The organism is Oceanospirillum sp. (assembly GCF_048265165.1).
GTDB lineage: Bacteria > Pseudomonadota > Gammaproteobacteria > Pseudomonadales > Halomonadaceae > Oceanospirillum.
Window position 1 is genome coordinate 37,065 of record NZ_JBLXCD010000004.1, and the last position, 15,255, is coordinate 52,319.

Consider the following 15,255-nt stretch of genomic DNA (forward strand, 5'->3'; position numbering starts at 1 on the left):
TTTGGGTTAGTTCAGCAGGATTTCAAGGGCAACTTTAGTGCCGAAATACCCCAAAACCAAGAGTGTTGCTCCGCCCAAAGTCCAGCGAACCGCGGTCATGCCGCGCCAACCCAGCCACCGATGTCCAGCCAACAAAACGGCAAAAACGAGCCATGCCATCAGGCTAAGAACGGTTTTGTGGGCCAAATGTTGGGCAAACAGGTTCTCAATAAAGATAAAGCCACTACCAATAGCGATAGTCAGAATAATAACGCCGCTAAAGATCAATTCAAACAGCAAGCGCTCCATGGTTTGAAGAGGAGGTAACACCTGAATGATACCGCGGGTCTGCTTATGCTTTAGCTGGTAGTTCTGGATTGAAACGAGGAGCGCCTGACAAGCTGCAATAACAATCAGGCTATATGCAACCAGGGAGGTCAGGATATGTAGCGTCAAGCCGGGAGACAAGTGATTGCTCGGTGCTGAAACTGGTCCCCAGATAGCAAAAATCAAGGCAAGCATCGACATGGGGAAGATCCCGATACTGAGGTTCAGAACCGGTTTCTTAAAGCTACTGATCAGTAACATCAGACTTATGGTGAAGGTAGCCAGCAGGCTCATCTCAGTAAGACCGAGGTGTACCCCATCTGACTGAAAAATGGCCAGCCAGACACTGAGTCCGTGATTCAGAACAGCCGCGGCCCCCAGTAGACGGATCATGGATGGGCGGTTTGGTGCTTTGCGTTGCAAGGCAAGCAGCTGATAGGTGGCTGCGGCACAGTAGAAAACGATGGCGATCAGAGCTAGTGCGATAGCATCCATAATCTGTCAGTTATCCCGTATAAATACAGCAGGTTGGGGGGTTGGAAACCCTTAACGGACTGCCTGAAATCAGAATCAGGTCATGCCTGATAAATGAGAGCCAATAGTAACTGATTGCGGGCGACCCTGCATCATTACTACCCTTCATTAGGTAGCTGTTTTAATGGTCGGTTAGCCGTGAATCTTGCTTAAAGCTTATTTGCCCATAGATGATAGGTGCCTCGGCTGGTTATAATGTGGACATTAACCGGATTTTAATTGCCTGGCACGACTCTTTGTTTATTTTTGTGCCATAAGTGCTCATGTTTGAATGTTTTTCTGCTGTCTTAGCAGCGAGGAAGTTATAGATGTTTGAGAATTTAACCGAACGCCTATCGAAAAGTCTGCGTTCGATTACCGGTCAGGCACGCCTGACAGAAGATAATATTAAAGACACTCTGCGGGAAGTACGTAAAGCGTTGCTCGAAGCAGATGTGGCGCTGCCTGTTGTTAAAGCTTTTATTGAAAAAGTTAAAGAGCGGGCAGTTGGTCAGGAGGTAAGCAAGAGTCTGAGCCCTGGCCAGCAGTTCGTTAAAATCGTTCAGCAGGAGCTGGAGCAGATCATGGGGGAGGCGAATGAAACGCTGAACCTGGCGGCTACCCCTCCTGCGGTAATTCTGATGGCTGGTTTGCAGGGGGCGGGTAAAACGACTTCCGTGGCAAAGCTGGCTCGTTACCTGAAAGAGCGAGAAAAGAAAAAAGTTCTGGTGGTTTCAGCTGATATTTATCGTCCAGCGGCAATTAAACAGCTGGAAACATTGGCTGGTGAGGTGGAAGCAGAGTTCTTTCCCAGCTCCACTGATCAGAAGCCTATAGATATTGCTAATGCAGCTATCGCTCATGCGAAGATCCAGTTTTTTGATGTTGTGATCGTAGATACTGCAGGTCGTCTGCATGTTGACGATGACATGATGGGCGAAATTAAAGAGCTGCATGCGGGTATTAATCCTGTTGAGACACTGTTTGTAGTTGATGCTATGACAGGTCAGGATGCGGCTAATACTGCTAAAGCATTTGGCGATGCATTGCCGCTGACGGGTGTGATTCTGACTAAAGCTGACGGTGATGCACGTGGTGGTGCTGCACTGTCTGTGCGTCATATTACCGGCAAGCCGATTAAGTTTATGGGGATGGGGGAGAAGGTTGACGCCCTTGAGCCGTTCCATCCGGATCGTGTCGCCTCCCGTATTCTGGGTATGGGTGACATCCTGTCTCTGATTGAAGAAGCAGAGCAGAAGATCGATAAGGAAAAAGCTGAGAAGCTGGCTAAGAAAGTTAAGAAGGGTAAAGGTTTTGACCTGGAAGACTTCCGTGACCAGATTCAACAGATGAAAAATATGGGAGGAATGGCCGGCCTGATGGATAAGCTGCCGGGCATGGGGCAGATTGCTGAAGTTGCTAAGAATGGTGCGGCTGAGAAAGAGATGGGCAAGCTGGAGGCCCTGATTAACTCCATGACACCTTATGAGCGTCGTAAGCCTGATATGATCTCTGGTTCCCGGAAGCGCCGTATCTGCGCAGGTTCCGGTCTTCAGATTCAGGATCTGAACCGCCTGTTGAAGCAGCATAAGCAGATGCAGAAAATGATGAAAAAAATGGGAAATAAAGGCGGCATGTCTAAAATGATGCGTGGCCTTGGCGGAATGCTTCCTCCGGGAATGGGCGGCGGCGGTATGCCTCCTCGCTTCTAAGCTTGTTTGGCTGGAGTGAGGGGATAGACCCTTTCTAAGAAAAGGCGCTGTTTTGTCAGGCCTTTTCTTTCTTTTTTCAGTTTTGCACTTCCACTGATAAATGTCAGTATAGTGCTTTTAAAACAATAGGTTGCTAGACTTGGCCTCTTGTATTTCTGCAGTTCTGATCGTCAAATCTACCGATAAATTGCAGAAAAAGGTGCTTCAGGCTTGCGTTTAGGCTGTGTACGCCTACAATAGCGCGCACATTTTCAGACTGACGTTTCTGCTCAGCCCAATCTAAATTGTGGTTGTGGCGGAATATTGTGCTTTTGTGGTTCCAAAAGCCGGTGTTTTCCCTTAGAATATGCCGCCTTTCGGGCTGAAAGGCCGTAAATGAAAGTCTGTAGCGAAATTTTGAGAACTCCGAACATAGGATAAAAAGGCAATGGTAACCATTCGTCTTGCTCGTGGCGGCTCTAAGAAGCGCCCGTTCTATCACTTGACTGTGACTAACTCACGTAGCGCCCGTAATGGTCGTTTCCTTGAGCGTATAGGTTTCTTCAATCCACTGGCTAAAGGTCAGGAAGAGCGTCTGCGTGTTGATTTTGACCGTGTAGAATACTGGAAAGGCCAGGGTGCAACTGTATCCGACCGTGTTACTCAGCTGCTGAAAGATGCTGCTAAGTAATTACTGCTTTTAAAAACGCAGTAATAAACCAGTATGACCGCTTCTAACTGGTGTTGAAGCCAGTTATAGCCTGACAATTTTTCGTTTAAGGCTTAAGAACGGTTATCGTTTTAAACATCGAATCAGCCCACTATTACAGTTGGCTAATCTGATGAATTGAGAGAATAAGTCAGGCTTATGTCAGATCCAGAAGATTTTGTAGTCCTAGGTAGAATTACAAGTCCTTTTGGTATTCAGGGCTGGGTTAAGGTTTATTCTTTTACCGACCCTATGGACGGTATTTTTCAGCATAAAAAATGGTCTTTGTGGAAAGATGATAAGCCTTTAGGCGAGTTTGATGTTGCAAAGGGCAAAAAGCATGGCAAGGGTCTGGTTGCCCGCCTTAAAGTCATTACGGATCGTAATGGGGCTGAGGAGTTGTGTGGTTGTGAGGTTCGCATGTCGAAAGACACGCTACCGAAGCTGGAAGAGGGTGATTACTATTGGCACCAGTTAGAAGGGCTGACAGTATTCACAACCGAAAATGTTAATTTGGGTTCGGTGGACTACCTGCTGGAAACCGGTGCAAATGATGTATTGGTGGTAAAAGCGACACCGGAAAGTGTTGATGACGCTGAGCGTCTGATTCCTTATCTGGTGGATCAGGTAGTTAAAGAGGTCAATCTCAGTGACGGCACTATGCTTGTTGACTGGGATCCTGACTTCTAGTCGGTTTTCGTAATGGAACTGACTTTTATTAAAGAGATTAAACTGTGTGGTTAGGCGTTGTATCCCTGTTTCCGGGGATGTTTGATGCGGTCACCGAATATGGTGTCACCGGGCGGGCAGTTAAGAAAGAGCTGCTGTCGCTTGAATTCTGGAATCCTCGTGATTTCGCAACAGATAAACACCGCACAGTAGATGATCGCCCCTATGGTGGCGGTCCTGGCATGCTGATGAAAGTTCAGCCTTTGCGCGATGCTATTTTAGCCGCTAAAGAAAAAGCCGGGCCGGATGCTAAGGTGATCTATATGTCTCCCCAAGGACGTCCCCTCGATCAGGAAGGTGTACGTGAGCTGTCTCAGCGCGACCGCATGGTGATTGTTGCAGGTCGTTATGAAGGCATCGACGAGCGCGTGGTGGAGACATTAATAGATGAAGAGTGGTCAATCGGTGATTATGTTCTGAGCGGTGGTGAACTCGCTGCTTTGACCCTCATCGATTCAGTATCACGTATGGTTCCCGGCGTTCTCGGGCATGAGGCTTCTGCTGAAGAAGATTCATTCTCCGATGGCTTACTGGACTGTCCGCACTATACAAGACCTGAACAGGTTGATGATCTTGTCGTGCCGGATGTGCTGTTAAGCGGGAATCATGAAGCCATTCGTCGGTGGCGTCTTCAGCAATCTCTGGGCCGAACTTGGTTAAGGCGGCCGGAGTTGCTGGAAAAGGTCGACCTGGACGATGAGCGCCAGGCATTGTTGGAAGAATTCATCCGCAATCATGACGGTTCGCGCTAATGCGCAAGTCGAGCGGCTTAAATCTAGGAGCGAGCTAATGAGCAGCAAAAATACAGTAATTCAGGCTCTTGAAGCCGAACAAATGAGCAAAGAAGTCCCTGCATTTGCACCAGGTGACACCGTTGTTGTTCAGGTAAAAGTTAAAGAAGGTAACCGTGAGCGTCTGCAGGCGTTTGAAGGTGTTGTTCTGGGTAAGCGTAACCGTGGTCTGAACTCTGCGTTCACCGTACGTAAGATCTCCCATGGTGTTGGTGTTGAGCGTACTTTCCAGGTTTACAGCCCTCTGGTAGATAGCATCTCTGTTAAGCGTCGTGGTGACGTTCGTCAGGCGAAGCTGTACTACTTGCGTGAACTGAGCGGTAAAGCTGCACGTATTAAAGAAAAGCTGTCCTGATTCGTTAAGATCAGTTCGACTTGCTGAAAAAACGGGTAACCTTTCGGGGTTGCCCGTTTTTTTATGTCTGTCGTTTGCAATACAGAAGTCTGAGGACTGGCTGGTGGTGAAGCTATGATGACCAAACTGACGTCTGACGTGCTTATTCAGGGATATCTGAGTTATCTGATACTTGAGAAAGGTCTTAGCCGGAATACGCTGCTTGCCTATCAACGTGATTTGAAATATCTGGTGTTTTGGTTGGTTCAGCCTGAGGCTTTTCTGAAATCAGAAAGCAGTAAGAATGCGGCTTGTGATCAGGATGTGTTGCTGGAGTTGGATGTTGAACAGCTATTGGCTTTTCGTGAAGCCTGTTTTGCGATAAATCTCGATAAACGATCAGTTGCTCGTATTATCAGTGCGTTGAAAGGGTTCTATTACTGGCTGATGGATGAGGAGCTGATTAAGCAAAACCCGGTCAGTTTACTACCAAAAATTCGAACTGACAGAAAATTACCTGCAGTGCTCTCTGAAGAGCAGGTGGAGTCATTACTGGATCAGCCAGATCGCTCTGACCCGATTCAGGCCCGGGATGGCTGTATGCTTGAGCTGCTTTATGCCACAGGGCTTCGGGTATCCGAGTTGGTGGGACTGACCGCTGGCCAGATTAGTATGCAGCAAGGAGTTGTTAGGGTAACCGGTAAGGGGCAGAAAGAGCGGATGATTCCTTTGGGAGAGGCTGCTCAGGATGAATTATGCTACTACCTGAAAAATATCCGCCCAGCTTTGCCTGGCTTTAAAGAGAGCGAAACAGCACTTTTCCCCAGCCGGAAAGGTGGTGCTATGACACGGCAAGCTTTCTGGTATCGCATCCATAAGTATGCTTTGGAAGCGGGCCTGCCGGAAACACTGTCACCACACCAGCTAAGGCACGCTTTTGCGACGCATCTGCTAAATCATGGGGCTGACCTCAGGTCTCTCCAGCTGTTATTGGGTCACTCCAGTGTGACAACGACTCAGATCTATACCCATGTGGCGAATCAGAGGCTGAAAGAATTGTACCAGGAGCACCACCCCAGAGCGTAGCGGGCATGCTTTAAGCTTATAATGCTTGAGCTATCAGATATTTTTCAGGTTGACGAGCTTCCAGCTCTGAGTTTTGATGGTGCGCCTTATGGAACATTTCTGAGGCAATTTGGTCACAGAAAACACTGTGTAGCTTGTTGGCTCTACTGGCCGGATAATGAAGCTGCGATTTTTAGGTTCAGGATATCCAATTATGAAAATATTGCCGCGTCTGCTGGATAGCAGCCAATCTGTCATTGCGACCTGTTTTGCACTGGTTGTGTTTTTTTTGCCGGTGTCTGCTCAGGCTGCAACACCGGAAGAGGTTATTTTGCAAAAGCTTGAGTCTGCGGGTCCGAGTATTCCGGTTGATGATATTCGCCCTTCTCTGGTTGAGTCTATCTATGAAGTTGAGCTAAAAACGGGTGAAATTCTTTATAGTACTGCAGATGGTGGTTATATCTTTACAGGGGATCTGTATCAGATTGCGCCCCAAGGGTTCAAGAATATAACTGAAGAGCGTCGTATGGCGGCCCGCGCTTCAGAAATCAAGAATCTTGATGCCAGCCAGATGGTCGTTTTTCCGGCTAAAGGCGAGCAGAAAGGGCAGATAACGGTCTTCACGGATATTGATTGTGTCTACTGTCGCAAGTTACACAAAGAGGTGACAGAGCTGAACGACTTGGGTATCACCGTACGCTACCTTGGCTTCCCACGGGCAGGAATAGGCTCTGGTTCTTATTACTCGATGGTGTCGGTCTGGTGTGCAGAGAACCAGCAAGATGCTATGACTCAGGCTAAACAAGGCGAATCTGTTGAAGAGAAGCAGTGTGAGAATCCAATTGCTGACCAGTATCGTCTTGGCCAGAAGTTAGGTGTTCAGGGAACCCCTGCTATTTTTCTGGATGACGGCCGCCTTCTGCCGGGTTATATGCCCGCTGAGCGCCTCGCCACTGCTTTAGGCTTGGCATTATAGATTTTCCGGTTTTTATTAAAAGGGACGCCCTGATACTTATTTCGGGGCGTTTTTGTCTATGGGTTTTTATCTGTCAATTATTGTTGATCAACAGAGCTAATATTTGCGTTCTATAGACTGACTTGGTTTTTATCAGGCTGAAAAAACGATAAGATGGGAATTCAAATGGCGAGTGATTTAACGACAGGTTCTGTAAAGATCTGACAGTATTTGCCAGAAAAGAATATGCTGAAACAGGCATACCAATCGTTTATGCAGGAATAGGTAAGAGGGTATTGTATTGAAACCGGTAAAAGTGGGTGTATGTGGCTTAGGTACTGTGGGTAGCGGCACAGTTAATGTTTTGATCCGCAATGCTGAAGAGATTGCCCGTCGTACTGGTCGCCCTATTATTGTTGAGCAGATTGGTGCCCGTCGCGATAACCCTGACTGCGATACTACAGGCATTGATGTCACCCGCGATATTTTTGATGTGGCTAACAACCCAGAAATCGATGTGGTTGTTGAGTTGATCGGTGGTTATGACGTTGCCCGTGAACTGGTAATGACAGCCATTGAAAATGGCAAGCATGTAGTAACAGCGAATAAAGCACTGATTGCAGTACACGGTAACGATATTTTTGAAGCTGCAAAAGCTAAAGGCGTGATTGTTGCCTTTGAATCGGCAGTTGCCGGTGGCATTCCGGTGATTAAAGGGATTCGTGAAGGCCTGGCTGCTAACAAGATTAACTGGCTGGCTGGCATTATTAATGGCACGGGCAACTACATCATGACCCAAATGCGTGATTATGGCCGTGATTTTGCTGACGTTCTGGCAGAGGCCCAGGCGTTGGGGTATGCCGAAGCGGATCCAACATTTGATGTTGAAGGTATCGATGCTGCGCACAAATTGACGATTCTTGGTTCTGTAGCTTTTGGTATTCCATTACAGTTTGACAAAGCTTACACCGAAGGTATCAGCAGGATCACACCTCTGGATATCGAACAGGCCGATGAGCTGGGTTATGTGATTAAGCACCTGGGTATTGCACGACGCTCCAAAGAGGGTGTTGAGTTGCGGGTTCACCCAACTCTGATTCCTAAAGATCGCCTGATTGCTAATGTACACGGCGTGTTAAATGCAGTAATGGTACAGGGCGATGCCGTAGGCCCTACCATGTATTACGGTCCTGGTGCCGGTGCAGAACCAACAGCATCCTCTGTGATTGCCGATATTGTGGATGTGGCGCGCGGTATGAACACGGATTACTCGGATCGCGTACCACCATTGGGCTTTACTCAGGATAACCTGGACCAGAATGCGCCAATTCTATCCATGGACGATGTGTCTACTGCTTATTATGTGCGTCTGCAAGCGGTTGACAGGCCGGGTGTACTCGCTCGGGTTGCTACCATCCTGAGTGATAAAGGCATCAGTATTGAAGCTATTATTCAGAAAGAAGACAAAGAGAGCGAGATGGTGCCTATCATCTTTATGACACATCAGTGCCAGGAACTGCAGATGAATGAGGCGATCCGTGAGATCGAATCTTTGGTGGATATCTGTGGTGAAGTGGTGCGTATCCGTGTTGAAGACCTGGATAGTTAATTGATTAAAAAGTCCGGCACTTTACCCTAGTGCCGGATTGTAATCGTCCCGTACCCTATCGGGCCGTTATAAACCTGAATACGAGAATCTCACCGTGCGTTATATCAGTACCCGAGGCCAAGCGCCCGCCCTTAACTTTGAAGATGTTGTTCTGACCGGTTTGGCCAGTGATGGTGGCCTGTATGTGCCGGAAACTATTCCTCAGTTTTCAGCTGAAGAGATCGCTTCCTGGGCAGGACTGCCCTATACCGATATCGCCTATAAGGTGATGCACGCTTTTATCGGTGATGAAATTCCCACAGATACACTGAAAGGTATGATTGAAGATACCTACGGCACCTTCAAACATGACGCTGTTACGCCGCTTAAACAGTTGGATAGCAACCATTACCTGCTGGAACTGTTTCATGGCCCGACACTAGCTTTTAAAGATGTCGCGTTACAGATGCTGGGCCGTTTGCTGGATCACTTCCTGGGTAAACGTAACGAGCACGCTGTGATTATGGGGGCAACCTCTGGTGATACCGGTTCTGCTGCTATCGAAGGTTGTAAGCCTTGTGATCATGTGGATATCTTTATTCTGCACCCATACAACCGTGTATCTGAAGTTCAGCGCCGTCAGATGACCACGGTATTGGCGGATAACGTATTTAATATCGCTGTTGAAGGTAACTTTGATGACTGTCAGGCTATCGTGAAAGAGAGCTTCAACAATCAGAGTTTCTTGGGTGGTAACACCCGTCTGGTTGCGGTGAACTCCATCAACTGGGCGCGAATTATGGCGCAGGTGGTGTATTACTTTGTTTCTGCTGTTGCGGTAGGCGCGCCACACCGTAAAGTGTCTTTCAGTGTACCGTCTGCTAACTTTGGTGATGTGTTTGCCGGTTATATTGCTTACAAGATGGGCTTGCCGGTGAATCAGTTTGTTGTTGCAACTAATGCGAATGATATTCTGCACCGCGTAATCAGCAAGAACGACTTCAGCAAACAGCCGCTGCTGCACACTTTGTCGCCAAGTATGGATATTGTGGTATCCAGCAACTTTGAGCGGCTGCTGTTTGATCTGTACGACAATGATGGCGCTGCCGTGGAAGATCTGCTGAAACGCTTTAACAACGAACCCGTTCAGATTGAACAGGCCCGCTGGGACAAAGCCCGTAAGCTGTTTGACAGCTTGAGCGTGGACGACGAAACCACCATCGAGGTGATCAAAGAGGCCTTTGAGCGTACCGGTGAATTACTTGATCCGCACACCGCCACTGGCTACCGCGCGGCAGAAACCTGTAACCGTGATAAGTCTGTGCCGATGATCACTCTAGCTACAGCACACCCGGCTAAGTTTGAAGATGCTATTGTAAAAGCGGGCTTTAAAGGTGCGCCTTTACCTGCGCATATGGCGGATCTTATGGAGCGGGAAGAGCGCTTCTCAGTACTGCCCGCCGATGCTGAAGCAATTCAGGCATTTGTGGTAGATAACAAGCGTTAAGTTAGCGCAATCTCAGATAGATTAATGCTGACTGTAGCAGTACAAGTAAACAGGGGAGCTGAGGCTCCCTGTTTTTTTGCCTTCTGTTTTATCATTGTGTGGAATAAACATGAGCCGCCCTGTCTTTCAGCACCGAACCCTCAACCCCTCCGTTTTAGATCAGGCAGAAAAGATGGGGCTGGATCCTTTATTAGCCACAATTATTGCCGGTAGGATTGAGGGTGATACCTTTAACCTTGATGGTATTGTTACACCCGCACTGAAGCATATTCCTCCCCCGGCTTTGCTGAAAGATTGTGAGAAGGCTGCGGTACGGATCGCTCAGGCTATAAGCCGTGGTGAGCGTATTGGCGTGTTAACCGATTATGATGTGGATGGCATCACCTCCCATGTTGTTCTGTATCGCGCACTGACAGAGCTATTTGCCGTCCCTCCTAATAATATCCATAGCCTGATTGGTCATCGAATTAATGATGGTTATGGCGTTAGCGCTGGCCTGATTTCCCGGATTCTGGAGCAGGATGTTTTACCGGATGTGATCATTACTGCTGACTGTGGTTCCAGTGATGAGGCCCGGCTTGTTTTGCTGAAGCAGGCGGGTATTGATGTGATTGTCACGGATCATCACGCTCTGCCAGAGGAAGGCGCTCCGGTATCGGCTTATGCCGTGGTGAACCCGACACAACATGATTGTGACTACCCTGATGCTACCATTGCAGGGTGTATGGTGAGTTGGCTGGTTATGGCGCAGGTGCGGGATCAGTTAATTAAGCAGGGCAAATTAAGAAAGGAGACACCTAAGCTGGGTTTCTTACTCAGTTATGTGGCACTGGGTACCGTTGCAGACTGTGTTTCTCTTGGTGAAAGTGCTGTGAATCGGGCTGTCGTCCATACTGGCCTGAGTCTGATTAACCGCTTTGAATTGCCCTGTTGGCGTGCTATCCGAAAATTATTACGTAAAGACACTGAGTTTTTTGATGCAGGTACACTGGGTTTTCAGCTTGGGCCTCGTATTAACGCCCGGGGGCGGTTAGATGATCCCTATGCTGCATTACACTATATGCTGTCCCCAACGGACCATCAGGCGGAACATTATCTGGCGATTCTTGATCAGGATAATGAAGACCGTAAAGCGATTGAGCAAGAGATGACGCAGGATGCTTATCGTATGGTTGAAGGTCAGTTGACACAAAACTATCAGGGGTTGTCGGTTTTCCTGGAAAATGGACATGCAGGGGTTCAGGGAATTGTGGCATCTCGTATTACTCAAAAAACAGGTAAACCCAGTATTGTCATGTGCCCTGCGTTGAATCCTGATCACTTATCCGGATCTGCCCGCAGTGTCGATGGTATTCATATCAGAGATATCCTGCAGCAGATCCATGAAAGCGACGAAGAGCTTCTGGTGAAATTTGGTGGTCACCGGGGGGCCGCTGGACTGACACTGAATAAAAGAAAGCTCAAAGAGTTTTCCGAGGCCTTTAATGCTGCTGTGAAAGCTGAGCTGAATAATCTGACGTTACAACCTGTAGTGAAAATAGACTCAGTTTTACAGATTGAAGCAATTACAGAAAAAGAATGGGCAACTCTGCAGCAGCTTCAACCTTTTGGTAGGGAGTTTGAAGTACCCTGTTTCAGTAGTACTTTTTTGGTTGAGGGGCTGAGAGTTGTAGGTGCTGACCAAAGCCATTTACAGCTATTGTTAAGTGATCCGATTAAAAAAATATCTGTCAAAGGGATCTGGTTCAAGGCGCTGGCGGGTGGGCAAGTCATTGATTTTAAAGAAGGTGATCAGGTCAATCTTGCCTATCAGCTTGATATCAATGAGTTTCGTGGCAGAAGAAGTATTCAGCTTATCATTGAGTATGCATATAGAGAAATCTGAATTATTCAGTGAAGTTGTTACAAAATAAAAGTGGGTATCTATGTCAGTGGTCGCTTCGTTGCTGCCGGTTAAGTAACAAAGATTGATTAATTACACCTCTTCTCATGTCATGAATATGTCAAAAACATTCTTTAAGGTGCTCTGGTTCTCCAAGCAGCTACATTATTAAATCTTTGACGGACACAGATCAAAACCGTATAAATTCATTGAAAAAAGGACGGATTTGACTATTGCCATGCGGCCGCAGGATGTTTAAAGTAGCTCCTGCGATTGAAACAATAACGGTTATTGATTGGCTGGATTGTATGAATATCCAGTCAGCACACCGATAAAACTTCTGCATTTATGCAGAGCGATTGAGTAGAGAAAGGAAATTATCAAATGAAAAAGACTCTGATTGCTACCGCTATTGCTGGTGCTATGAGCTTCTCTGTAGCTGCACAAGCGGCTCCTACTGTATACGGCAACATTCAGGTTGTTGTAGATGTTGAAAATGACAACACCGCTGCTGACAACGGTTCTACCATCGGTATTAAAGGTGAAGAAGCGCTGAACAACGGTCTGACCGGTATCTACAAAATTGAAATGGACGTGAATGCCGCTGGTACTAAAGGCGACAACTCTCCTTTCACTGGTGACCAAGCTTACCTGGGTGTTAAAGGTAACTTCGGTACAGTTCGTGTAGGTTCTATGGATACTGTTGCTGACGATCTGATCGGTGACGCTATCTTTGGTGAAGAGTATGTTGGTGGCGAATTCTCTGCTTTCATAGATGGCGCTAACCGCGAAATCCAACAAGTTCAGTACTCTGGTGAGTTCGGTGCTGTTGAGGCGCGTGCTTCTGTAAACCTGAATGGTAAAAACGTAGATAGCGATCTGGACAATGCTGTTCAGGTTGGTGTTAAAGTAGCTGTTGCTGAAGGCGTTTCTGTTGCTGCTGCTTTTGATACTTACCAGTCTGCTGCAGGTGTTGCTGCAACTCTGGACATGGGTGCTCTGTCTGCTGGTGCTTCTTTTGAAACTCAGGATGACGTAGATGCAATCGTATCTGCTTCTGGTGCTTTCAACTACGGCATGGGTAGCGTTTACGCAATCGCATCTATGTTTGACACTGGCGACATCGACGGTAACCGTGTAACTGCAGGTGCTAACTACAGCCTGGCAGATTCTATGTACGTTTACGCTGAAGTTGTTTCTGGCGATAACGATGACCTGAGCGATGCTAAGAGCACAGCTCTGGGTGCTGTTCTGGTATTCTAATCTATTGATTAGCTAAGATACCGAACAAAAAGAACCAGCCTTCGGGCTGGTTTTTTTATGTCTGGAAATATTCTCTCCCTGCTTATCCGTAAAACTCTATTCTTTTTTTCGCTTGTCTGCTTGGCTTCACCTTTCTTTTTCCGCTAAACCTAAAGACCAATCTCGTGACTCTGCCTCTTAATACTGAAGAGCCAAGTGCATTATCAGGTAATTATTTTTGTCACATTAAGGTTATATCACTGTCATCTGACAGACTTAATATAGCTGTTATTCGTTGCTATGCGATGTAATGGCATTTGTGAACACTTGCATTGGGTATATTGAAGAGAAACGGGACTTGATTGGAGTGAATGGAGTTGCCCCCTTTAGGTTTTATTTAGCTGAAATTAGAGATATCTGGTTGCTGTTGGATGATATCTATCTCAAGTGAGGTTTTATCAGTATGCTTAAAATGAAGATAAAGGTGAGCTTGATGAAATTAGAGATTTTTTTTGCTACTGCTGTGGTTGCATTATCTGTTGGTTTAGCCGGTTGTGATGATAGCAGCAATGATTCCGGTGACAATAAGAACTCCACCATAACACATGTACTGGATGCCGTTTCTTCCGAAGGTGTTTTGCTACCTTATACCGTGCTGAGAGATGATTTAATCGATAATAAAACTCAGAAGGCTTTTGAAGTACGTAATGGTGGTTATGGCTCAGCTATGACAGCGCATCCGCAAAAGGCAGCGCAGTTTTATGCACTGACTGACAGGGGCCCGAATGCATCTTTTTCTGGTGGCTATGGTAAAGGTAAGAAGTTCCCTACACCTGATTACACTCCGAGAATTGGTTTGTTCGAAGTAATGGGTGATGGATCCGTTGAACTACGTAAAACGATCCTTCTGAAGGATCGTAATGGGCACTTAATTAGTGGTTTGCCAAACTCATCTTCACTGGGTGGAACAGGTGAGACGCCATATAACGCTGATGGTTCTCCTGTCCTGGTGGCACCTGGACTGCCTTATGATGAAGTGACTAACCCCATTAAACTAGATGACTATGGCCTGGATGGCGAAGGTTTAGTGGCATTGACGGATGGGACTTTTTGGGTGAGCGATGAATATGGCCCTCATATTGTTCATTACAATGCCGAAGGTATTGAGATAGACCGGATTAATGCCTTTGCTAACGATGAGCGTGTCAAAACTAAGCTTCCTGGGGAGTATGTCAACCGGCGCGCCAACCGTGGCATGGAAGGTTTGGCGATTACACCAGATGAAAAGACGTTGGTAGGTATTATGCAGTCAACGATCTATAACCCATCAAAAGTGGTGAAAAATTTAGATGTAACGCGCATTGTAACTATAAATTTGGATACTGGCGCGATTGGACAGTATTTGTATAAACAGGAAAAGAGTCAAAACTCCAACTCTGAAATTGTTGCCATTAGTGATACTGAATTTTTAGTGCTGGAGCGCGATGGTGCCTTTCTGTTTGGCGGGCCAAAAGGTTCAGGTGCAGCTTCTCCTGGTGCACAAAAAACGGTTTATCGTGTTGATTTAGCTTCTGGTACTGATCTGGAATCTTTGGGTGAGACAGGAAAGCTTTCTCAGGATGAGGGTTTAGGCCTGCTTGTGAACGGGCAGACTGTTGAGCAGGTCGTGCTGGATCATGGTTGGCAGGGATTGGCAGAGATTGGTATTTTGCCGGTTGAAAAAACCTTGGTAGTGGATATGGTCTCAGATGCTCAGTACCCTCACGATAAGATGGAAGGCTTGTGGTTGATTGATGGTGAACGCTTGGGTGTGTTAAATGATGACGATTTTGCAACCTGGTCAACTGGTGGTCAGCTAGAGCAGAAGATGCTGGATGCTGGAACCGTTGACGGTAACCGTTTATATATTGTTAAGGGCCTGGATCTGAAGAGTCATAAGTAAC

Annotated in this window: 13 protein-coding genes; 12 read left to right on the forward strand and 1 reads right to left on the reverse strand. The window is 46.9% G+C overall.

The features are described from left to right. Positions 1-6: 6 nt before the first annotated feature. Positions 7-801, reverse strand: coding sequence for a cytochrome C assembly family protein (locus ACN0R8_RS09750; RefSeq protein WP_417596892.1), 795 nt, complete (start codon positions 799-801; stop codon positions 7-9). Between the two features lie 347 nt (positions 802-1,148). Here ACN0R8_RS09750 and ffh point away from each other — a divergent pair, with 347 nt between their 5' ends. The 12 genes from ffh (at position 1,149) to ACN0R8_RS09810 (ending at position 15,254) form a co-directional block, all read left to right on the forward strand. Beyond that, a complete protein-coding gene (gene ffh / locus ACN0R8_RS09755) occupies positions 1,149-2,531 on the forward strand; it encodes a signal recognition particle protein (RefSeq protein WP_417596893.1) in 1,383 nt (460 codons plus the stop codon). 427 nt (positions 2,532-2,958) lie between these two features. Further along, a complete protein-coding gene (gene rpsP, locus ACN0R8_RS09760) occupies positions 2,959-3,201 on the forward strand; it encodes a 30S ribosomal protein S16 (RefSeq protein WP_417596894.1) in 243 nt (80 codons plus the stop codon). A gap of 177 nt (positions 3,202-3,378) precedes the next feature. Beyond that, positions 3,379-3,909, forward strand: coding sequence for a ribosome maturation factor RimM (gene rimM, locus ACN0R8_RS09765; RefSeq protein ID WP_417596895.1), 531 nt, complete (start codon positions 3,379-3,381; stop codon positions 3,907-3,909). A gap of 44 nt (positions 3,910-3,953) precedes the next feature. After that, on the forward strand, positions 3,954-4,700 hold the full coding sequence (gene trmD / locus ACN0R8_RS09770) for a tRNA (guanosine(37)-N1)-methyltransferase TrmD (protein ID WP_077243222.1): 747 nt from the start codon (positions 3,954-3,956) through the stop codon (positions 4,698-4,700). 37 nt (positions 4,701-4,737) lie between these two features. After that, entirely contained in the window at positions 4,738-5,094 is a 357-nt protein-coding gene (gene rplS / locus ACN0R8_RS09775; protein ID WP_077243221.1) for a 50S ribosomal protein L19, read from the forward strand. A 114-nt stretch (positions 5,095-5,208) separates the two neighbouring features. Continuing rightward, positions 5,209-6,159, forward strand: a complete 951-nt coding sequence (xerD, locus tag ACN0R8_RS09780) for a site-specific tyrosine recombinase XerD (protein WP_417596896.1) — start codon at positions 5,209-5,211, stop codon at positions 6,157-6,159. 193 nt (positions 6,160-6,352) lie between these two features. Next, positions 6,353-7,114, forward strand: a complete 762-nt coding sequence (locus tag ACN0R8_RS09785) for a DsbC family protein (RefSeq protein WP_417596897.1) — start codon at positions 6,353-6,355, stop codon at positions 7,112-7,114. Between the two features lie 280 nt (positions 7,115-7,394). Next, on the forward strand, positions 7,395-8,702 hold the full coding sequence (locus ACN0R8_RS09790) for a homoserine dehydrogenase (protein WP_077243219.1): 1,308 nt from the start codon (positions 7,395-7,397) through the stop codon (positions 8,700-8,702). Between the two features lie 94 nt (positions 8,703-8,796). Continuing rightward, on the forward strand, positions 8,797-10,188 hold the full coding sequence (thrC, locus tag ACN0R8_RS09795) for a threonine synthase (protein ID WP_417596898.1): 1,392 nt from the start codon (positions 8,797-8,799) through the stop codon (positions 10,186-10,188). Positions 10,189-10,297: 109 nt separating this feature from the next. Then, positions 10,298-12,073 carry a single-stranded-DNA-specific exonuclease RecJ gene (gene recJ / locus ACN0R8_RS09800; RefSeq protein WP_417596900.1) on the forward strand — a complete coding sequence of 592 codons (1,776 nt, stop codon included), beginning with the start codon at positions 10,298-10,300 and terminating at the stop codon, positions 12,071-12,073. A 381-nt stretch (positions 12,074-12,454) separates the two neighbouring features. Beyond that, positions 12,455-13,333, forward strand: coding sequence for a porin (locus ACN0R8_RS09805; protein WP_417596901.1), 879 nt, complete (start codon positions 12,455-12,457; stop codon positions 13,331-13,333). Positions 13,334-13,805: 472 nt separating this feature from the next. Next, complete coding sequence (locus tag ACN0R8_RS09810) at positions 13,806-15,254, forward strand: esterase-like activity of phytase family protein (protein WP_417596902.1); 1,449 nt, start codon at positions 13,806-13,808, stop codon at positions 15,252-15,254. Position 15,255: the final 1 nt, after the last annotated feature.